The organism is Bremerella sp. TYQ1, assembly GCF_020150455.1.
Taxonomy (GTDB): Bacteria; Planctomycetota; Planctomycetia; order Pirellulales; family Pirellulaceae; genus Bremerella; species Bremerella volcania_A.
The window spans coordinates 3697773-3717105 of sequence record NZ_CP083740.1 but is presented as its reverse complement, the minus strand read 5'-3'; the positions used below and the strand labels follow the sequence as shown (position 1 = coordinate 3717105).

At 54.4% G+C, this 19333-nt stretch carries 20 protein-coding genes; 7 read left to right on the top strand and 13 right to left on the bottom strand.

Translation table 11 applies throughout. The features are described from left to right. Positions 1-156 precede the first annotated feature (156 nt). Positions 157-813: a hypothetical protein gene (locus tag LA756_RS14755; protein WP_224435484.1), complete on the bottom strand. Its 657-nt coding sequence runs from the start codon at positions 811-813 to the stop codon at positions 157-159. A 365-nt stretch (positions 814-1178) separates the two neighbouring features. Here LA756_RS14755 and LA756_RS14750 point away from each other — a divergent pair, with 365 nt between their 5' ends. Further along, positions 1179-1754, top strand: coding sequence for a hypothetical protein (locus LA756_RS14750; RefSeq protein WP_224435483.1), 576 nt, complete (start codon positions 1179-1181; stop codon positions 1752-1754). Positions 1755-1861: 107 nt separating this feature from the next. Here the strand turns inward: LA756_RS14750 and LA756_RS14745 are convergent, their stop codons facing one another. Beyond that, positions 1862-2122, bottom strand: a complete 261-nt coding sequence (locus LA756_RS14745) for a hypothetical protein (protein ID WP_224435482.1) — start codon at positions 2120-2122, stop codon at positions 1862-1864. Positions 2123-2423: 301 nt separating this feature from the next. Here LA756_RS14745 and LA756_RS14740 point away from each other — a divergent pair, with 301 nt between their 5' ends. Continuing rightward, positions 2424-3866: a sulfatase gene (locus LA756_RS14740; RefSeq protein ID WP_224435481.1), complete on the top strand. Its 1443-nt coding sequence runs from the start codon at positions 2424-2426 to the stop codon at positions 3864-3866. A 72-nt stretch (positions 3867-3938) separates the two neighbouring features. On the opposite strand, the gene LA756_RS14735 is transcribed toward LA756_RS14740, so the two are convergent. Beyond that, on the bottom strand, positions 3939-4784 hold the full coding sequence (locus LA756_RS14735; RefSeq protein WP_224435480.1) for a sugar phosphate isomerase/epimerase: 846 nt from the start codon (positions 4782-4784) through the stop codon (positions 3939-3941). Positions 4785-5193: 409 nt separating this feature from the next. Here LA756_RS14735 and LA756_RS14730 point away from each other — a divergent pair, with 409 nt between their 5' ends. Continuing rightward, positions 5194-5445 carry a hypothetical protein gene (locus LA756_RS14730; RefSeq protein ID WP_224435479.1) on the top strand — a complete coding sequence of 84 codons (252 nt, stop codon included), beginning with the start codon at positions 5194-5196 and terminating at the stop codon, positions 5443-5445. Positions 5446-5465: 20 nt separating this feature from the next. Here the strand turns inward: LA756_RS14730 and LA756_RS14725 are convergent, their stop codons facing one another. Continuing rightward, positions 5466-6752 (bottom strand): hypothetical protein, encoded by a 1287-nt coding sequence (locus LA756_RS14725; protein ID WP_224435478.1) that lies wholly within the window; start codon positions 6750-6752, stop codon positions 5466-5468. 184 nt (positions 6753-6936) lie between these two features. Here LA756_RS14725 and LA756_RS14720 point away from each other — a divergent pair, with 184 nt between their 5' ends. The 3 genes from LA756_RS14720 to LA756_RS14710 all read left to right on the top strand — a co-directional run bounded on the left by LA756_RS14720 (position 6937) and on the right by LA756_RS14710 (position 9378). Then, complete coding sequence (locus LA756_RS14720; RefSeq protein WP_224435477.1) at positions 6937-7572, top strand: DUF2500 family protein; 636 nt, start codon at positions 6937-6939, stop codon at positions 7570-7572. A 111-nt stretch (positions 7573-7683) separates the two neighbouring features. After that, positions 7684-8514, top strand: a complete 831-nt coding sequence (locus LA756_RS14715) for a purine-nucleoside phosphorylase (RefSeq protein ID WP_224435476.1) — start codon at positions 7684-7686, stop codon at positions 8512-8514. 18 nt (positions 8515-8532) lie between these two features. Next, complete coding sequence (locus LA756_RS14710; RefSeq protein WP_224435475.1) at positions 8533-9378, top strand: purine-nucleoside phosphorylase; 846 nt, start codon at positions 8533-8535, stop codon at positions 9376-9378. Between the two features lie 16 nt (positions 9379-9394). Here the strand turns inward: LA756_RS14710 and LA756_RS14705 are convergent, their stop codons facing one another. From LA756_RS14705 to LA756_RS14695, 3 genes are read right to left on the bottom strand one after another with little or no spacing between them, the layout of a single operon-like run. Beyond that, a complete protein-coding gene (locus LA756_RS14705; RefSeq protein WP_224435474.1) occupies positions 9395-10846 on the bottom strand; it encodes a glycosyltransferase family 39 protein in 1452 nt (483 codons plus the stop codon). A gap of 15 nt (positions 10847-10861) precedes the next feature. Then, positions 10862-11248 (bottom strand): VOC family protein, encoded by a 387-nt coding sequence (locus LA756_RS14700; protein WP_224435473.1) that lies wholly within the window; start codon positions 11246-11248, stop codon positions 10862-10864. Continuing rightward, positions 11245-11787, bottom strand: a complete 543-nt coding sequence (locus LA756_RS14695) for a type 1 glutamine amidotransferase domain-containing protein (RefSeq protein WP_224435472.1) — start codon at positions 11785-11787, stop codon at positions 11245-11247. Before LA756_RS14695 ends, LA756_RS14700 begins: the two co-directional genes overlap by 4 nt. 199 nt (positions 11788-11986) lie before the next feature. On the opposite strand from LA756_RS14695, the gene LA756_RS14690 reads away from it, so the two are divergent. Continuing rightward, the gene (locus LA756_RS14690) at positions 11987-13636 is read left to right on the top strand and encodes a vWA domain-containing protein (RefSeq protein WP_224435471.1); all 1650 of its coding nucleotides are present in this window, start codon (positions 11987-11989) and stop codon (positions 13634-13636) included. A gap of 248 nt (positions 13637-13884) precedes the next feature. Here LA756_RS14690 and LA756_RS14685 read toward each other — a convergent pair whose 3' ends face one another. The 6 genes from LA756_RS14685 to hemB form a co-directional block, all read right to left on the bottom strand. Continuing rightward, the gene (locus LA756_RS14685) at positions 13885-14244 is read right to left on the bottom strand and encodes a hypothetical protein (RefSeq protein ID WP_224435470.1); all 360 of its coding nucleotides are present in this window, start codon (positions 14242-14244) and stop codon (positions 13885-13887) included. Between the two features lie 329 nt (positions 14245-14573). Further along, positions 14574-15353, bottom strand: a complete 780-nt coding sequence (locus LA756_RS14680) for a DUF480 domain-containing protein (RefSeq protein WP_224435469.1) — start codon at positions 15351-15353, stop codon at positions 14574-14576. 151 nt (positions 15354-15504) lie between these two features. Next, entirely contained in the window at positions 15505-16011 is a 507-nt protein-coding gene (locus LA756_RS14675) for a DUF1569 domain-containing protein (RefSeq protein ID WP_224435468.1), read from the bottom strand. Positions 16012-16208: 197 nt separating this feature from the next. After that, the gene (locus LA756_RS14670; protein ID WP_224435467.1) at positions 16209-17120 is read right to left on the bottom strand and encodes a TatD family hydrolase; all 912 of its coding nucleotides are present in this window, start codon (positions 17118-17120) and stop codon (positions 16209-16211) included. 67 nt (positions 17121-17187) lie between these two features. Further along, positions 17188-18057, bottom strand: a complete 870-nt coding sequence (locus LA756_RS14665; RefSeq protein ID WP_224435466.1) for an EboA domain-containing protein — start codon at positions 18055-18057, stop codon at positions 17188-17190. Between the two features lie 192 nt (positions 18058-18249). Next, positions 18250-19260 carry a porphobilinogen synthase gene (gene hemB / locus LA756_RS14660; protein ID WP_224435465.1) on the bottom strand — a complete coding sequence of 337 codons (1011 nt, stop codon included), beginning with the start codon at positions 19258-19260 and terminating at the stop codon, positions 18250-18252. Positions 19261-19333: the final 73 nt, after the last annotated feature.

The window sequence follows — 19333 nt, the reverse complement described above, 5'->3', positions numbered from 1 at the left end:
AATGTTCTGCTTTGGCATTTGCTGACTTGAAAGACAATCAAAACCTCAGCGAAAGTGGTTAATCAATACACTTGTCTAGTAATGGTTCGTTGATCTTCATGCTGATCTCAAAATCCCTTGTTTCGTAGGGTAAAGAAATTCTCAGGGCCTAAAAAACTACAAAGGCTCTTGGCCCGATGGAGGGGGCAGGTTCTTTAATAATTTCCAGACCGCCTTGAGGTCAGATTTTTGTTGAATCTTGGGATCGAATTTGTCTTTCGGTTTCGAGGAGTTTCCTCCGTAGGAATCTTTCGCCCATTGTCCTCGTTTCCTTTGATGACTTCTTACTTCGAGCGGCGTGGCATTCGGATCAAGAAACGTGTGAAGCGAAGCACCGTTTGTCCACATGGCTAAATCTTGCAAGTCATGATCAGGTGCCTGCAAATCGGGTCGGAGAATTGAATGGTAGTGAGGGTGTCGCCTGTATCTGTCAGTTGACTCGGCCAATATTTTCGCATCGCTTTGAATCGCCCAGAGTACGGCATCAAGCAGCCACTCGCATGAACCGTAGACTGCCCAGCCAGAATGCTGAATTTCGATCGTGCCTATGACGATTGCGGATTGTTCTTGCGCGAAATTCGCTAGAAACTTTATTTGGTCCGCCAAGTTGCCGTTTTTCTCCTGGGGGCCACTCGAAACACGTCCGAATAATAGGACGCGATCACCGGGGTAAATCCCTCTATGAGTTATTAATTGGCTTGCATCGCCTTTCTCGAAACGAATACGTCGGTTTGCCCTGCTGGGCTTATTGGATGATGTTTTATTGGGTTTCATCGCTATTTAAAGCTGTCCAGGAAAGTGTTCAGAAAACGAAGGTCACGCGAGAAAAACCGAAGATGGTTTTCGCCAGAGAATTCCGCCCAGAACTGTATCAAGACATCACCCGATACGGCATCAGAACCGTATCAGGTGACTCTTAATCAGTAGGTTGTTGGTTCGATTCCAACAGGGAGCACTTCTTAAACCTCGTGAGTGTCAGCACTTGCGAGGTTTTCTTATGCGCTTTCTGCGAAAGGGTTTCCGTTGCCCTGAATTGCTTTCGGTCGAAGTGCTTAGGAGCGTCTCTGGCAGACTGATATTATTTGGCGGTGGTCGATTCGTCGATTATATTGCCAGCGAATCTTGGGAGGGCCTGATCGTTGAAGACCTATTTGTCGTTGGCTGGGATTGTGCTGGGGAGCCTGTTGGGGTGTTCGCCTCCGGTGATCGATGCAAGTAGTGACGAAGCGCTGATAGCTTCAATGAATAAGGTGTTGGAAGGCGCGACCGAAGAGGAATGCAATCGGTTGGTCGAAGACATCAACTTTCTGTCGTTTCGAAATGGTGTTGAAATCAGAGACGATCGGTATGCGGGGATCGATGGCCACACCTCGGAAGAAATTCAAGTATTGGCTGCTAAGCGGCGGGAAGAGCTTGAAGCGCGAGATGCGATGATACGCGATGTCCTCGCCAAAATTGACGAGGGGTTAGCTTTCGCTTTTCTCTCGGACGAGGGCCGCATGGAACGAGACGTGGATCGAGCGCGAGAAGCGATGCAAGACGTAATATCGAAGTACGATACCGATGTTGCGAAAGCGACCTCTCAGGAGGAAAGATTGGAGCTTCAGTGGATGTTCTTGATGGAGTTGGAGTATGCGAAATCGGATCTACACGAAGCGGCCGTTGCCTTGGACGCGTGGATGAAAAAGAACGCCAAGGGAATTATCATCGATTAACCATTCGCGGTTGTGCGTTCGGTGGAATGCGTCGACGTCAGGTGCCCGTAAAGGTGAGCTATCACGCGAAGTGGTCTCTTGGTACGGCAACGCGGTAGGCCCCTCCGTTATGTCCCAGGATAGAAGTTCTGACCGCCGGCTTGGTTGCTGGCCGGTTGGGGAGGGAGAGGGACGACCTCGGTAGCTGGAGCATTGAGCATTTGTTCCAGCTCTCCGACACGGTTTTCGAGGGACATGATTCGGGCCTTGGTTTCGGGGTGATCGCCGTGGCAAGTCTTGCCGCCCAAACTGAGGCTGAAGCAGCCTGGCGTGATGACCAACAAGCATGCAGCAAGAATCAACCGCGTCGGAAGAGATAGAGTTTGCATAGATTGATTGCCCAGTGCGGAGGATAGGAAAGCCGTTTCGTGAGAGCCTGGCGATAATCGTTTCGGGTTCCTAATCGTGCAATACGAATTCGATGTTATGCATCCAATTCGCGTCTAAATTGAGCTGACCGGTTTGCTGCAGTGCAAGCTGTATCGGGTTACTTGGAGTTTGTCTGCGCAATGGCTGTTTCATGCTGACAAGCCGCCGGAGTGTGTTGTAGCCGCGTTTGTTTGGTGTCGCTCACTGGCAGAACTATAATCGTGGCAACTCGCCTTAGCTCCCTCATGCCTTGGAGGAACGATGATCGCCTCGAGAACCCTTCTGACTTCGCTTGCAATGCTGTTTGCATTTCTGCTGTTGGCTTCGCCTGTTTCGGCGGAGAAGCCGAACGTGCTGTTTATCATTTCCGATGATCTGGGAAGCCAGTCGCTGGGATGCTTTGGGAACGAGCAATGCCAGACGCCCAGCATCGACAAGCTGGCATCGCAAGGAATGACGTTTCGCCGCACGTATACTCAGTACCCTGTGTGTGGGCCATCGAGGGCGGCGCTGATGTCCGGCATGTATGCTCAGGCGATTGGTGTGACGTCGAACGGTGCTTCGGATAAGTTCACGAAGAACTTAGGTGATCGGCCGTCGATGACGCAGCACTTTCGAGACAACGGCTATTACACAGCCAGGGTCAGCAAGATCTATCACATGCGAGTGCCCGGTGATATTACGGCCGGGGTCGATGGGCCTGATCATCATGCATCGTGGACCGAACGTTTCAACTGCCAGGCACCAGAGCAGTGGAGCGAAGGGGAGCACAGCCATTTAACGAAAGAGCGGCTGAAGCCTGATCCGAAGCGATCGATTCATTACGGTTTGGGCTATGGTGGTGCGTTCTACGTCGTGAAAACGCCAGGAGATGGCGCCGAGCAAGCCGACATGAAAGCCTCGGCCAAAGCGATTGAAATTCTGGAAGAGCGAGCCAAGGACAAGCAGCCATTCTTTTTGGCCGTTGGCCTGGTGCGACCCCATGTTCCGCTAGTCGCACCAGAGTCGTTCTTTGAAAAGTATCCAGCGGAAACGATGAAACTGCCGAAGCAAGTCGAGGGCGATTGGGAAGACATCCCCAAAGCAGGCATGGTTAAAAACAGCCGGAGCAGCGGGCTCGATTCGCAGACCAAAAAACAGCAAGTTCTCGAAGCGTATTACGCGTCGGTTTCCTTCATGGACGCTCAGGTCGGCAAGATGGTAGGCGCCCTCGATCGGCTCGGTCTTGGCGAGAACACGATTGTCGTCTTCACGGCCGATCATGGATATCACCTGGGGGAACACGAGTTCTGGCAGAAGATGAGTCTGCACGAAGAGTCGACGCGAATTCCGCTGATCGTTCGGATGCCAGGAAACAAGCAGGCGGAAACGGAGGCACTTAGCCAGCAAATCGATATCTATCCAACGCTGGCAGAACTGTGCGGGCTCAGCATTCCAGCGCACGTGCAAGGGAAGAGTTTAGCGAGCCTGTGGAGCAATCCACAGAACAACGTTCATGACGAGGTTTATACGCTTCGCAACCGGAACGATCATCTTCTGCGAACCGATCGCTGGGCGTTAATGCGCTACGGGAATGGTGACTTAGAGCTTTACGACATGCAGAACGATCCGCAGCAGTTCACCAATTTGGCATCCGATTCGAAGCACCAGGAAACGCTGCAAACGCTGCAGGCTCGGCTCGATGAAAAGCTGAGCGAAATGTAGGCTTCCGCTTCATAAAAATAAGGCCACGAGCAGATCGCTCGCGGCCTTATTTATTGGTTGGAAAAGTTGAGCTTAAGACGCCGCCGTCTTGCAGGCCTCCGACGCGATGTCGAGGCACTGCTGGATGTCGGCGATTGGATCTTTCGGGTTCTCTTCGTATTCCAGCGACAGGCATCCATCGGCAGGGAATTCGACCTGACGCAGAGCACGGAATACGCCGACCACATCAAGATGCCCCTTGCCGAGAATCACGCCTTTGGTGCGTTCCTTTTGTTCGGCGAAGTCTTTCAAATGGATGCCGAAGAGGCGACCTTTGAGCAGGCGAATCACTTCCACGGGATCTTCGCCGCTACGGATGAAGTGTCCTAAGTCGGCACAGGCTCCGATGCGTGGATCATGTTCTTTGACCGCGTTCAAAACGTCGAGGGCCGTGTTGTAGCGGTGCGATGGACCATGGTTGTGGATCGCAATGCGGATGTCGTACTTGTCGACCAACTTGTCGAGACTGTCGAACGAATCAGGGGCGGGATCTGCCGAAAGGTTTTTGATACCGGCCGCTTTGGCGAACTTAAAAATCGCCTCGTTCTGGGCATGATCTTTCCCAAATCGATTCACGCCGTGGCCGTAAATTGTCATCCCTTGGTCGGCCATCTTCTGGTTCATCGCCGAGATTTGTTCGGCCGACGAGTTGATCGGGAAGTGGCCGCCATAAAACTCGAGGTGAGCACAGCCGAGATCGCCGGCATGTTGAATGGCTTTGTCGACATCGAAGCCACGTAGGGAATAGCTTTGCAGTCCAACTTTGAAGCCAGGGAAGCGAGACTGATCGTACTTGGCCCAAGCTGTTCGTCCGGAAAATGCAGCCGCAGCAACGGCAGCAGAAGAAGTGGCGAGAAATCGGCGACGCGAAAGCATCATGATGGTTGGTCCTTTGCGTGAACTGAGGGGATCGGCGGGAAAGGGGAATCAGTGCGACGCATTATAGCTGCCAGCTTTCGCAGATTCATCAGTTTGCGTGATTTCACGTTGGTGACGGAAAACGCCTGAGATTCGTAGCAAATGTGTCCGGCCAAGTGTGGTTTTTTGGCAACAACTCGTCAGCACTCGGGTTAATACCCCAATCTTGCCAGCGGTGTCGAATCAGGAAGCATCCCGGGCAAGTTTTGCAATCGTTATAACGGGAATTTGATTACCGTTACGGCCGGAAAAACTGGGCCAAATTCGGCCGATTTCGTAGTAAGACCAAGCGAGAAACTTGGTGTAAAAGTGCGAAAGGGAAGTCGTTTGCAGAAATCTTGCCGCATAATTGTGAAAGGGTCTTAACTTGATGACGCAGATTCCTATAGTGAAGTTGGTTACCAACGGCCCGCCATTCGCCCAGTCGCAGGACGCGATTCCTACCCATCAGGAAGCGATTTCAAGGAAAAAGCTTCCGTCTGTCGTTCCCATGGAGAAGGAGACCGCATTGCGTCCTGTTACTGAATTTGCCCAAAAACCCGAAGTACGTCAGTACGCCGCGTTTCTTGTGATTCATGCCTTGGTGTATGGCATCGGCTTTACGATTGCCTTTTTGCCTTAGGGCAGAATCTTCTTAACAGATCAGGCCGACAGACGCTCAAGAATGGCCTGAACGGTTTGCCCTGCTGTTGGCAGATCGGTCGATACGATTTCTCGAACCGGAAGCGGCATATCGTCCATGCGCGACATTGTGCCGCTGCTGTTTAATGCCGGTCGAGCGATCGGTAGAAAAACGCCTTCCGCTGGCGTCGCCCCTGACTCTCGATGTCCCAGAATGACATGTGGAATGGACTGCAGTGTTTGACGGGCATCGCTCGGCAGCTTCTCGAGCCACTCTCCGGCCAGCAAAAACGCCGCATCGACGCGCTTCTGCGCAAGCAAGTTAACCGCAGAAAAATTGTCAGGATCGAATTGCGGTAGACCCTGCAACAACGAGGCACTGCCAGGGTAGCCAGTTCGCGAGGCAACAACACCGCCGGCCCCGACCCAGTTCGGTCCTGGCCGTAAGATCGTAACGGCGCCTCGCGTTTGTTCGTGCAAAGGACGGACGTACTGCGAAAGGAGCTCTAGCGAGACACGGCCATGATCACGCTGCAGAAACGTTTCGCCCAGAACGAAAACGAAATACTTCGACTGTTGAATTTGCTCGTGCAGCTTCGCTAATGCCGGCGTCAACTCACCCAGTTGATTCTCGATGACCGACGAATTGAAAGGCTTTTTCTGAGCCAACGCGACAAGATGATGCAGCGCGGCTACTTGATGTTCGCTATCCAGCGGGATGAATTCGTCGCACTCTGCGGTGGTTGCGTTTGCTGAACCCATGCCGACGACATGGCGATCACTTCGCCCGCCAGGCACAAATCGACCGGTTGGTTCCACGCTGTAACGCTGCCAGTGACGCTCGTGGGTCGTCTTGGGATCGCATCCCCAGAAGATCACCATATCCGCGCGATGGCGAATCTCGCCGAGGGAGCACGTCACCATTCCGGTTGATTGAAGAATGCGTCCTGTCGGGTCGTAGAACGTTGGATGCGAGGCATCGACAACGCCGCCAACGCGATCTGCCAGATCGATCACTCGCCGCACCGTCTCGCTGGTCGATTCGCCGAGTCCAAAGAAGAGAGGAGCTTTCGCGTGACGCAGAATGTCGGCCGCTTTCGTGACGGCTTCCTCCCATGTGGCTTGCTCGCCATCAATTCGACATGCGTCCTTCGCGACGATTGGCTGCTGGAAATACCGAGCCGCTTTCGCGCATGCTGGTTTGATCGACGTTACGTTGCCGTTGCTTACTTCCAGCGTCAGGTCGTCACATAGGCAGCCACAGCCAGGGCAGGGGACATCGTGATGAAGTTCTAAGGCTTCAGCCATATTTGCCGTGCGGGAATGGGGAAGAGATCGAAGCGAAGTCGTTAGATAAAGTATAACGGACGAGATTGAAATTCGAGCCAGGTCGTCGAACGCGAACGCAATATCCGTTAACTTGTGACGAATACCCGCTTGCGCAACGAGTCGCTTGTTGCCACCTTATTTTTCAAGAACCTGATCTCTTCCTATGAAGTGTAACAGTTGCGGCGCCAATTTGCCGGAGAATCAGTCGACGTGCGAATATTGTGGAAGTCGAAGTCTATCGACGGAACCGTCGCACGACGCCGAAATCTTTCGACAGATTAAAGCGTCGCCGAAGTTCGTCAATCGACTTTCCGAGGAACGCATTGCCAAGATTCCCAAGCCAGGAATCGGGGGGATGATTTTTCTGGGTGTCTTCTTCACGATGTTTTGCGGCATTGCCCTTTTTATGTCGTTCATGTTTATCGGTGTCGGCGGGGCATTGAGCTTCAGTGGCGACGCGTTCCCTTTTTCGCTCATGCCGATCTGCATGGGGGTCGTACCGCTGGGAATGTTTGCGTTGGGTATTTTTCTGGCGGTGACGCAATTTAAACGATTCCATCAAATGACCAACGGCGACGTCGATGCCGTTCCAGCGATCGTAACTGGCAAGCGAACGGCCATCAGCGGCGGCAAGAATCGATCGACAAGCTATCACGTGACGTTTGAATTCGAGGATGGCGAGCGAAAAGAATTTCCTGTTTTCGATGGCAGTTTTTACGGACGCTTGTCCGAAGAGGATGCCGGCATTTTGTTCTTGCGTGGAGAATTTGCGGCCGATTTCGATCGAGTTCGCATTTAACCGCGACGGCAATTCCCCCCAACGCGTGCTGGGACTTGTCGCTAAGAGGGAACGTGGCATAATCGGGGGCTAAGTTTGCCTGTCCGTCGATTTGAACCGGGAAGTCCCCAAATGCTCGATCTGTACGACAAAATTCAAGACGCCCTGAAAGTTATCCACGCGAAGTGGGATAAGACCCCCAAAGCCGGCATTATTCTGGGGACCGGGCTCGGCGGTTTGGCGGAAGAGATCGAGGAAGAGGCATCCTTCGAATACACCGAGATCCCGCATTTCGCCGCATCGACGGCAACAAGTCATCGCGGCCGTTTGGTTTGCGGTACATTGTGCGGGGTTCCTGTCGTTGCCATGGAAGGCCGCTTCCATATGTACGAAGGTTATTCGCTTAAGCAAATCACGCTTCCGGTTCGCGTGATGAAAGCGATGGGGGCTGAACTGCTGCTTTGCTCGAACGCATCCGGCGGGATGAATCCCTTCTACAAATGCGGTGATATCGTACTGATCGACGATCACATCAACTTGATGGGCGACAACCCGTTGATTGGAATCAACGACGATCGTCTGGGCCCACGTTTTCCTGACATGTGTGCTCCGTACGATCACCAGTTGATCGACAAAGCATTGGAGATCGCTCGCAAGGAAGACATCGTCGCACATCGCGGCGTGTTCGTTGCCGTTGCGGGACCTAACTTGGAAACCCGTGCCGAGTATCGTTTTCTGCGAGCCATCGGAGCGGACCTGGTCGGCATGAGCACCGTTCCGGAAGTGATCGTGGCGGTGCACTGCGGCCTGCGTACCGTTGGCATGTCGATTGTCACCGATATGTGCCTTCCCGATGCATTGAAGCCAGCAGACGTTTCTGAAATTATTTCTATCGCCAACAAAGCCGAGCCGAAGCTGCGTACCTTGGTGAAAGGTGTCCTGACCGAGTTTGCCGGGAAGTAGCGAACCAGAGGAAAGAATTTGTTCAAACTCAAAGCCCAGGTCGAAGAAGTGGCTGCGGCCATTCGGCGCCGATGGAACGAGCGTCCCCTTGCTGGGATCATTTTGGGCACAGGACTCGGAACACTGACCGATGGCGTCGACGTCGAAGTGACGATCGACTACGAAGACCTACCGCATATTCCATCTTCTACCGCCCTAAGCCATAACGGGCGACTCGTATGTGGACGACTGGGCACTGTCCCAGTGTTGGTCATGGAGGGCCGTTTTCATGTTTACGAAGGGTACTCGCTCGAGACGATTACCTTGCCGGTTCGTGTGATGAAGGCGCTGGGGGCCAGCATTTTGGTCGTCAGCAATGCCAGCGGCGGCATGAATCCGTTTTACAAAAGCGGCGACATCATGCTGATGGAAGACCACATCAACTTCATGTGGAGCAATCCGCTGACCGGCCATGCCGATCCGAACCTCGGCAAGCGTTTCCCCGATATGTCTAGCCCCTACGATCGCGGCTTGATCGATACCGCGGCACGTATCGCTCGCCGAGAAGGGATCACGCATCATCGAGGCGTTTACGCCGCCATGACGGGGCCCAATTACGAAACGCGCAGCGAGTACCGCTTCTTAAAGAAGATTGGCGCTGATGTCGTTGGTATGAGCACCATACCGGAAGCGATCGTGGCATCGCAGGTCGGGCTTCGCGTGCTCGCGCTTTCGACCGTTACGAATATCTGTCTTCCAGACAACTTGGGCAGCGTCGGCAAGTACGACGTCATTCACGCCGCGCAAGCTGCCGAGCCGCGGCTACGCTACATCGTGCGAGAAGTTTTGCTGGAAGAGCAGGGGCAGTTGGCTTCCGTCTCGTAGCCGTCAGAACGATCGGCTACTTCCGCCAAATTTGAAATTCGTCGTTCTGCCAAGCGGCGGCAAACCCGGCTTCGGTCAGCCACGCAGGAAGTTCTTCAGGCTGATCGCTCGTCGTAATCACAACATCGACGTCGGCTTGCTCGATGGTACGCGTCAGCGAAGCTTCGTCGAGCGGAATTGGATAGCCTGTGCAGTTTCGTCGCGTATAAAAAGCGAGAACGCGAGGCTTGAAGAACAAGCAGACCTGATCATCTGAAACCGTTTGCTCCACTTCCGCAAAGAGGGCTTGTGACGCGGGGCTATCTGGGCCAGTAATCGAGCCATATTCGGCCGTCACATATTCGCCGGCAAAACAAAGCAGCGAGTAACCAATCACTGCAGCGATACCGCTGGTTCGCCACATTTTCGACACCGGGAGGTTCTCGCACGCATACAGCAGCCAGTAAAGAAACGCCGGCAGTAGGGGCCAGATCATGCGAATGCCATTCGCACCCGGCCACACAACGACAAGAACAAAGTGCAGTATCGAGGCGATTGCGAGAAGAGTTGGTCGCGGCCAGTTCTCTTTGGTGAAGCCTCCGATCGCGATGAGGCTGAAGCCCAAGCCTGCCCCGGCGGCCAGGTATTTGTAGTAGCCGTTCTTCCAGACGAATAAAAACGAAAGCGAATCGGCAAAGAGGTTCGAGGATAACGTCGTGGAATTGATTTGCGAAAGTTGATCGAGGTACCCTGATCCTCCAAGCGGCAACAGTAGTTTCTGGATCGCGTAAAAGAGAATCGCTGCGACGAGACTGACAATGGTAAAACGCGTGAGCCGGCGATACGTAATAGTTTCTGTCAGTAAGATCGCCGGCGGTAAAACGATGCCGACCGTTCGTGTTCCAATGGTCAGGTAAACGAGCAGGCCTGCGACGATCGCGACCCATAGGCTGTCTGATTTGTTTTCGGTGTCGCCGCGGTACTTGGTGTAAAACCACATCAGCAGCATCCACCAGAAAACGAATAAATGCTCGGAATCAATTGTCTGGTTGAATTCCCAAAACAACGGGCAAAAACCAATGAGCATTGCCACGCCGATGGTCGTCCAGGCCGATAGCTTGCGTGCGAACAGCAGTGACGAAACAAAGATCATTCCGACAAACAACGCTACGAGACCGAGTCGAATCGCCGTGAGATCCGCGCCAAAGATCGCGTAGAACGCGGCCAGGAATAAAGGGAAGATCGGCGGGTAGGCACGCGGCCCGATCACAGCCGCGTCGGGGTTGTAAACGTATCCAGTATCGGCGTAGCTTTGTCCGGTGGCGATGTTGCGAGCGTGACTTAAGTACTGGGCAAAATCACCACCCCAGTCATGCCCCGTTCGCAGCAACAATGCGTGAAGTATGAATACGGAAAGTAGTACGGCTGCAAGAACGATCTTCTGCAGCGAAGTCCATCTGGCGACGTGTTGGCAATCCGTTTGTTCCACGAAAGCACCGATGGTTTACGTTTCTTGCGCCCACTTGTCCTGGTCGATCACCTCGAACATATAGCCGTTGGGGTCTCGAAAGAAGAAACGCTCGAACGGGGTCGGACGGATTGGTGGAATCACTTCAACGTTGTATTCCGCAAGACGCTTGCGAATCTCTGCCAGCTTGGCTGCCGAAAAGAAAAACGCGAAGTGTCGACCGAATTCCTCTTCGAATGGGGACACCTCGAAAGGGTCAACTTTCAGCACATGCAGTTGCTGTCCCTTGCCGATATCGAGCCAGTAGGTCGTCGGATCGACATTGGCTGGGCGATGCACTTCCGGCCAGCCAAAGATGGTTTGAAAAAACTGAGCAGTCGCTGCGGAGTCTTGGGCAGCGATCGTAAAGTGAGCGAGCGTCATGTGGATTGCTTTTCCAGAACTTCAATCATGGCTCGGCAGAACGCCGGTAAGTCGTCAGGGCGACGGCTGGTAACCAAGTGACCGTCAACGACCACTTCTGCATCTTCCCAGGTAACACCAGCGTGAACCAGATCGTCTTTAATGCCGGGGGAACCGGTTTGACGTGTACCACGACAAATGCCTGCCGAAGACAGCAGCCAGCCACCATGGCAAATCGCCGCGACTAGCTGGCGTTTCTCGTGGATATGGCGAATGATCTGCTTGACCTTCTCGTCGCGTCGCAACTTGTCCGGCATGAAACCGCCAGGGCAGATTACACCGTCGAAGTCATCAGGATTGACGTCGGCAATCGCCAAATCGGACTTCGCAGGGTAGGTATGCTTGCCGTCGTAGGTAACGCCAGCTTCGGGGCCGGCCAGGACCGATTCGGCGCCAGCTTCTTTCAATCGCAAGTGCGGATACCACAGTTCCAAATCTTCATAGATGTCGCCCACGAAGATGAGAATGCGTTTTCCGTTAAGTGTCTGCTCGGAAGGCATGAGAAAATCCTTATTCGTAATCGATGGAGAATATTGTTTCGAATAATCCTCACAATTGCCAGCCCGAGGACAACCAGTGCTGAAGTGGGGGGCTTCGGCGGGGAATCTCGGCCATCGACTCGACCAACGGGAAATGAGGGTTAGAATTAAAAGCCGGATTAGCCCGCCTTTCTAACTCGTCTCGGGAGTTCCCAGAAACATGCCTCGCCGAATCAGTAAACTTCAAAACGCCGCTATTGGATGGATCTGCGCGACGCTTCTCGGCGTGATCATGGTCGCTGGCTGTGGCGAGAACGTAAAGTTCCGTAATCCGCTTGCCAAGAATCAACCCAAAAAAGAAACGACTTCCACCAAAAAGCCGGCCCCCAAGCCAAAGCAAGAAACGAAGCCTGCCGAGTCGAAAGAAGCTCAGGCTCGCAATTCGATGATTCGGACGACCTCGCTGCGAGGAGGCGGCACCAGCCGTTTCAGCCAAGGCAAGTCGGTCGGTGCGAATGCTTCCGTGGAAGAGAATGTTGATCGTTTGCGAAGTGAAATCGCCAGCAGTATCGACTTCGCCCCGACGATGATTGTCTGGGTGATCGACTCAACGCTCAGTGCTTCGGAAATGCGAACCTCTTGGGCCAACGCGGCTAAGAAGCTTTACTCTGACTTCCAGTCGAGCGGACTGCCAGGCGATAAACCCGCCAACAGTCTGTCGACGGCGATCGTGAGCTTTGGTGGAAAGACCAACTTCGTGCTCGAGCAGCCGACGACCAATTTCGGCGAAGTGATCAGTAAGCTGGATACGATTTCTACCGACAATTCTGGCAAGGAAGCGACGTTTTCGACCATCGGTCAAGTCCTCGACAAATATGGCCCCATGAAGCAGCAGCAGGCTCGGGAACTGATGGTAGTGGTCGTTACCGACGAAGCTGGCGACGACTGGAGCCAAGTCGATGCGGTCGTAGAAAAGGCGAACACCACCGGCGTGCGAATTTACACGGTCGGCGTGCCTGCCCCGATGGGACGGCAGATGGCCGAAGTTGCGCCGCAAGAGTCACGCAGCGATGGCATGCCGGCGATGCTGCAAGGGCCGGAGACACGTTACTCGCAGCGAGTTGATATGAAGTTTAACAGTGGCGGCTTCGGCGGTGACGACGTTGATAGTGGCTATGGACCGTTCGGGCTGAGTTACCTGGCGTATCAAACGCGCGGGGCGTTTCTCGTTTCGCGTCTTCGTTCGGCTCCTTGGCCGGCAAGTGCGATGCGTTTTGAAGACGACGTCATGCGAAAGTATCCGCCGCAATATCTGACCGAAGCTCAGTATCAGGCAAAGTTGTCCGAGAACAAAGCGCTCGCCGCGCTTCATCAAGCCGCACGGCAAGGACAAGTCGAAGCGATGACCTATCCCGCTTCTCAGTTTGTGGTCGAGGATGAAGCTCGCTTGAAGAACGCGTTGGATGGCGCCCAGCGAATTGCTGCTCGACTGGAACCCCTGGTGAACGCCATTTACGAACCGCTGGCGGAAGGGGAGAAGGATCGCGACAAGATCACCGACAAGCGTTGGCAGGCCAGCTACGACTTGGCATTGGGACGTGCTGCGGCGGTTAAAGCTCGCGTCGATGGCTACAACCAGATGCTCGCCATCTTGAAAGGCGGGCGAAAGTTCGAGGACCCTTCGCACAATACCTGGAATCTGGAGCCGGCCGATACGCTGGAGGAAGCTGGTAGCCGCCTCGAAAAGACACGGCTTCAAGCGAAGGAATACCTGGAACGGATTATCCAGGAGCATCCCGGCACGCCATGGGCTTACTTCGCCGAGAAAGAGCTGGAAACGCCGATCGGTTGGAAATGGGTCGAATATTAATCGACTTCGGTTTACCCGCACTCTGAATGAGATCGGCGCAAAAACTAAGGCCGGCATCGCATAAGACGATGCCGACCCAAGCGGAACGCTTCACAGCGAGAGTCATTGTTTATGACCGCTCTGCTGGCAGCAATCCGCGCGACGATGTACCAGCGCTGATTCGTCAAAACTAAAACGCACCTTTAACGGACATTAACCCGCTAGGCCGAAATTGCCACCATTGGTGGGTGGTCGTGGCCGCATTCTTGCTATGTCCGCGCAATTTGGCGTCGGTCCGCCTCTTGGATCGATGAGGGCACCACTTGGCCTGTGTTCATCATGCTATCGACGCGGCAGGGCATGCATGGCATGTGAACGCGTCGACCACACTGAGGGCAACGTTCGATCGGGCCATCGAAGAACGAACTGACGTCGTCCTCGGCCGATTCGGTCGGCTTCTCATTTGCCGCAGAATGCTTGCCGGTGAGAATCTGGTGAATCGTCGTCCGCGAATGCCCAGTGATTCGCTTGATTTCTGTTTGCGTGCATCCTGCCGCTTTCAGGCGGCGGATCTCGGAGACTTGATGAGGTTGTAGCCGGTTGCGAGGAATTCGTGGTGATCGCGACATAATGTCCCTGGCTCCCAATGGGTGACTGCATGAAAAGCTGCTGCCAAGCTCAAGAACATCCCGTCCAACTCAGCGCGCAACGAACCTATGAACTGCGTGAAACGTGTCCTGACAGAGGGCTCGAATCGCGGGCAAAATTCAGACGCGAAACGAGCGATTCAGGTGGCATAGATGCGATCGGACGGCGATCGCTGCCGGCAGCGCCCGGGCTGACGAGGTTGTCTTTCTGAGATGACTATTACTGTACATAAATACAGTAATATCGGCAAGCATTCGCTAGCCCAAAATGTGGGGGCACTACCGGTGGGAAGGCACAAGGTATTCGGGCATCAAGTCATGCTCGACCAAAGGTCTTCCACGTCCTTTTTCAAGCGTTCCATTTCAGCCTTCAGGGTGGCAATTTCCGCACGCAATTCCTCGATTTCGCTGCTGTTGGAAGGGGCGGATGGTGCGGGATTGGCAGGGGTGGAAGCTCTCAGCGGCTCCTGCGAGATCGGACGATCGATTGGCTCGGCAATCGTTGTTGCATCAGGAGGTTCGACCGGGGTATCGACTACGCGACCACCGCCGAGGCGTTCTCGCTGTTCGGCCAGTTCTTTCTCGCTGAAAAGCCCGTGCGTGATGACCTGACCACGTCCCTTGGGCGTCAGCGGGACGACAAGCTTCTTACGTTGAAGCTCTTCCAGTAGAGGCTGCAGCGTGGCCATGTCGGGAATTTTGCCCATGCGAGCCGCGCGTCCACGTAGTTCGCCTACGGTTTGAGCGCCGCGGAGAAGAAGCTCGGCCATGATGGCGAGTTCGTTGCCGTCGCAGCCGAGCCAGTCCTTACCGTAGTGTCGAAACTTAACAACTCGACCGTCGCCGTGGACTTCCGCAACGGCCCCCATATCGCGCAGCTGCTCCAAAGCTTCTTCGATCTCCCAGCTTTCAAGGCTCAGCTGTGGATCTCGATTGCTCTTTTGGTTGCTGCCGGTCGTCAGGCCGTTAAGCGACATCGGATAGGCATCCGGCGTCGTCTTCGCTTTCTCGATCAGCACGCCAAGGACGCGACGCTGAATCTTAGTTAGCGGACGCCAAGCTGGTTCGGGGGATTGCATCTCTTCAGACATGGGGGCCTTCCTGGTTTTGCGACAAGATGTATGTCGCGCAGGATACGACGCCCAGTGTTTGCTGGCAAGGATGCGGCACAACGAAATAGCGCGTAATTCGTTGTGCCGCTTCTACCAGCGGAGTCTCGTCAAGCGATTAGAATCGTCGCGGTTAAGCTGACGCGTCTTTCGCTGCGGGAATCAGAAATTCAAGATGATGCTGGCAATGCCACAAATGCACTTTTCGCCATTCGTCTGCGGTCAAATTACCGAACAGTGGCGACGGTACAAACTGGGCGTCGGGGCTCGTGATGCGAGCGATTCCCTTTTCCAGTTGCGGCAATGCGTTCTGATCTTCGGCCCACTCTCCGGGGGTGAATTCCCGCAGCGTTGGCATCTTGGCCGGCATCTGCTCGTTACGAAGAATCTTGCCCAGATACATCATGCGAGCGAAAGGACGCATCAACGATGCATAGAACGGCGTCGGCGGAAAACCGTCGAGCGACGCATCCATGAATCGTGATAGGTGGTCGCAAATTTGCCCAAGCGACCACTTGGATACACGATGGTATCCGACTCGAGAAAGACTTCTGGCATCACCCAAGACATCTTCGAATGTCTCGAAGTGAAGTTCGCGCCGCGACAGCTTGTCGCTAGCACCATTCCGATGAAAGCTCATACATACACCGTAAGTAAGCTGGTCCAGTGTTGGGTCCACAACGGTAGTGAACCACAGGCAAAGTGCTGGGTGCCTCTGGATAGCGAAAGTCTACGCGGTTCCGAACGCGCTGACTTTTACCTGGTGCCTGGCGTCTCTGTTCTTGTTGCTTCCCCGAAGGAAAGCGGTTCCTCTTCTAAGCTGGAAGACGTATGAGCTTATTGAATGATACGATCGTCTTCTGGCTTATCGACTCGAGGAGTCTGGCCGCCCCGCAGAACGCTATTCCCTTCAAACAACGTACGTTGATCGATGGGTTCTGGGTCCAACCAATCCGATTCCTCGAACTGACCGCTCTGGCTATAAGCTGCCAAAGCGTTCTTGTAACAGGTTAACTCAACGTGCTCTTGAGGGACACCCCGCTCCAACATCAAATTTCCTGTTTTCGGAACCGCAAGCGGATCGGAAACACCCCAGTCGGCGGAGGAGTCGACAATGATTCGCTCAGGCCCATACTTCTTTACGACTTCCACCATCCGTTCGTTCCCCATTTTTGTTTTGGGATAGATGGTAAATGCGGCCCAGTAGCCGCGTCGCAGGACCTCTTCACAGGTCTCTTCATTGTTATGGTCGATGACCACTAAATGGGGTGGTATGCCGTGCTCTTCAATGATGTCCATGCTCCGATACGTTCCCTGCTTTTTATTGCGATGGGGCGTGTGGATTAGGACGGGAAGATCGACTTCCTTAGCCATTTCCAGCTGCAAGCGAAGGTACTTCTCTTCGAGTGCTGTCATGTCGTCAAAGCCAATCTCACCCACGGCGACGACGTTCTCTTTGGCCAGGAACAGCGGCATGATTTCCATGACTTGTTCGGCGAGCGCTTCGTTGTTGGCTTCCTTCGAGTTCAGCCCGATGGTGCAGTAATGGCGAATCCCAAACTGAGCCGCTCGGAACTTCTCGAAGCCGACCAGGCTGCTGAAATAGTCCTGGAACGAACCGACATGCGTACGAGGCTGGCCAAGCCAGAAAGCTGGCTCGATGATCGCCGCCACGCCAGCTTTGGCCATCGCTTCGTAGTCGTCGGTCGTACGCGAAGTCACGTGAATGTGGGGGTCGATGAATTTCATGGTTCGTCTTCAGTGGTCAGGGGTCAGTTTTCAGCAGGAGGCTCGACGCCGCACAATCGTGGATGATTTAATACGCCGCTTCCGCAATCGCGTGCCAGGTGATCTCGCCGCTTTCGGCACGTTTGGCGATTTCGGGATTGGTTTTCAGGATGACGTCCGCTTCGTCCGAGGCGGTTGCTACCAGTGCCAACGCGATAGCAGACTGCTCGAGCTGCTCGCCGGAGGCATACAAGGCCTTCATGTCTTCTAATGCTATTTCATCGGCAAACGGTGCCGCGACACGCCACAGTTCCACGGGAATCGGTCGTGTGGCTGCCCGGCGTTCGTGGGCAAAGTCGATCAGCATTCGGGCCAATTCAGGGTTCACACGCTGGTCGATACCTTCGATCGGATCGAGGGCCGCACCGATGAACAGTGCCTTTAGAATCATCTGATTCCACGCATGTTCCGTCATCAACTCCATCGGTAGTGGGTTGTGATGGGCGATCGACTCGAAGACGGTCTTGATGTTCGTGCGGATGCCCTCGGACAATCGGTCGTCAAACAGTTCCTGGTGTGGCAACAACTGGAGGGCCTGATAGAGACAAATCTGCTCGCGAATTTCGGCGGTCTGAAACAGCTTTTCGACCGTTGCGAAATAGGCCGCATCATCTTCGGCCGGCAGCGACATCAACAGCAATACGCGTGCGGCTTGATCGAGTGTCCATGTGTTCGGCTTCCACCCTGGGCGGGCTTCGGCGGCATCATTCAGATCTCGCTCAGTCAACTGCAGATCCGCTTTGCCAACTTTCCGTGGAGCGAAGCCGAACGACATGTACAACGCCTTCAGGTCGCCGGTGGCAACCGCTTCGCGCTGCGTGTCGAGCCAGGCCTGGCCGGCATCGGAAGCTTGACGCAGAATCCAATTCTCGAGTAACTGAATTGGGGTGTAGGACATATCGTCGACCTGATTGTCAAATGGAGGATTTCTTGCCGCAGGAAATAGCGGAAAGGCATCACTTTTAGCCTAAATCGCAGGGGAGCTCGAGGCAAGGGATCGGCCCTCGCTTCGTGAGTTCGCACCGCGCAATGTGAAATGTCTTCATCCGGAATTCTTTGCCCCTGCAAAGGTAAGAACGCCGGATGCTTGTCAGCCCTTTCGCAGCATCTCGGCGGCTTTCGGGGCGAAGTATGTCAAAATGCCATCCGCTCCGGCTCGCTTGAATGCGGTGAGGCTTTCGAGCATGGTCTTGTCTAAATCGAGCCAGCCATTGGCCGCGGCGGCTTGCAGCATCGCGTACTCGCCGGAGACCTGATACACGTAGGTCGGTTGCTGGAAGGTTTCCTTCACGCGCTGGACGATATCCAAGTACGGCATGCCTGGTTTGACCATCACCATGTCGGCCCCTTCTTGAATGTCGAGGGCAACTTCGCGTAGCGCCTCGTCGGTATTGGCCGGGTCCATCTGGTAGGTCTTTTTGTCGCCTCCTCCCAGGTTGCCGGACGAGCCCACTGCATCACGGAAGGGACCATAAAATGCCGACGCATACTTGGCCGCGTACGACATGATTTGCACGTGCTGAAAGCCTTCGTGATCGAGTGCTTTGCGAATCGCGCCGATGCGGCCATCCATCATGTCGCTAGGGGCGATGATGTCGCAGCCAGCTTGGGCTTGCACGATCGATTGTTGGCAGAGCATCTCGACCGTTTCGTCGTTGACGACATAGCCATCTTTGACGAGCCCGTCTTGGCCGTGGCTCGAGTAAGGGTCGAGTGCGACATCGCACAAGATACCGAGGTTCAAACCTTTCTCGTGAATCGCTCGAACCGACTGGCAGACCAGGTTATCGGGATTGATGGCTTCTTCGCACTGAGGCGTTTTCAACTCGTTGGGAGTTGCAGGAAAGAGGGCGATGACCGGGATACCAAGTTCGACGGCTCGCTCCGCTTCTTCAGCGGCAATGTCGATCGTCACACGGTCAACACCTGGCAGCGAGGGAACTGGGGTCCGTGTCGCTTTGCCGGGCTGAACGAAGATGGGCCAGATCAAGTCGTCCACCGTCAGGTGATTTTCGCGAACCAGTCGGCGCGACCAATCGGTTTGACGATTCCGACGAGGGCGAGTTTGCGGGTAATTTCCTAGTGGACCCATGGCAGTCATGTTGGCAACGTTCCCAGGGGAAATTTTAGAATGGATTGACTTTTACGGTTGACAGGAAACGATTGTCAGTAAA

What these genes read in the sequence shown, in the direction of transcription:
- LA756_RS14755 (WP_224435484.1), bottom strand. Translation starts at nt 813, where the DNA reads ATGAAACCCAATAAAACATCATCCAATAAGCCCAGCAGGGCAAACCGA.
- LA756_RS14745 (WP_224435482.1), bottom strand. Translation starts at nt 2,122, where the DNA reads ATGCAAACTCTATCTCTTCCGACGCGGTTGATTCTTGCTGCATGCTTG.
- LA756_RS14740 (WP_224435481.1), top strand. Translation starts at nt 2,424, where the DNA reads ATGATCGCCTCGAGAACCCTTCTGACTTCGCTTGCAATGCTGTTTGCA.
- LA756_RS14735 (WP_224435480.1), bottom strand. Translation starts at nt 4,784, where the DNA reads ATGATGCTTTCGCGTCGCCGATTTCTCGCCACTTCTTCTGCTGCCGTT.
- LA756_RS14730 (WP_224435479.1), top strand. Translation starts at nt 5,194, where the DNA reads ATGACGCAGATTCCTATAGTGAAGTTGGTTACCAACGGCCCGCCATTC.
- LA756_RS14725 (WP_224435478.1), bottom strand. Translation starts at nt 6,752, where the DNA reads ATGGCTGAAGCCTTAGAACTTCATCACGATGTCCCCTGCCCTGGCTGT.
- LA756_RS14720 (WP_224435477.1), top strand. Translation starts at nt 6,937, where the DNA reads ATGAAGTGTAACAGTTGCGGCGCCAATTTGCCGGAGAATCAGTCGACG.
- LA756_RS14715 (WP_224435476.1), top strand. Translation starts at nt 7,684, where the DNA reads ATGCTCGATCTGTACGACAAAATTCAAGACGCCCTGAAAGTTATCCAC.
- LA756_RS14700 (WP_224435473.1), bottom strand. Translation starts at nt 11,248, where the DNA reads ATGACGCTCGCTCACTTTACGATCGCTGCCCAAGACTCCGCAGCGACT.
- LA756_RS14695 (WP_224435472.1), bottom strand. Translation starts at nt 11,787, where the DNA reads ATGCCTTCCGAGCAGACACTTAACGGAAAACGCATTCTCATCTTCGTG.
- LA756_RS14690 (WP_224435471.1), top strand. Translation starts at nt 11,987, where the DNA reads ATGCCTCGCCGAATCAGTAAACTTCAAAACGCCGCTATTGGATGGATC.
- LA756_RS14685 (WP_224435470.1), bottom strand. Translation starts at nt 14,244, where the DNA reads ATGTCGCGATCACCACGAATTCCTCGCAACCGGCTACAACCTCATCAA.
- LA756_RS14680 (WP_224435469.1), bottom strand. Translation starts at nt 15,353, where the DNA reads ATGTCTGAAGAGATGCAATCCCCCGAACCAGCTTGGCGTCCGCTAACT.
- LA756_RS14675 (WP_224435468.1), bottom strand. Translation starts at nt 16,011, where the DNA reads ATGAGCTTTCATCGGAATGGTGCTAGCGACAAGCTGTCGCGGCGCGAA.
- LA756_RS14670 (WP_224435467.1), bottom strand. Translation starts at nt 17,120, where the DNA reads ATGAAATTCATCGACCCCCACATTCACGTGACTTCGCGTACGACCGAC.
- LA756_RS14665 (WP_224435466.1), bottom strand. Translation starts at nt 18,057, where the DNA reads ATGTCCTACACCCCAATTCAGTTACTCGAGAATTGGATTCTGCGTCAA.
- hemB (WP_224435465.1), bottom strand. Translation starts at nt 19,260, where the DNA reads ATGACTGCCATGGGTCCACTAGGAAATTACCCGCAAACTCGCCCTCGT.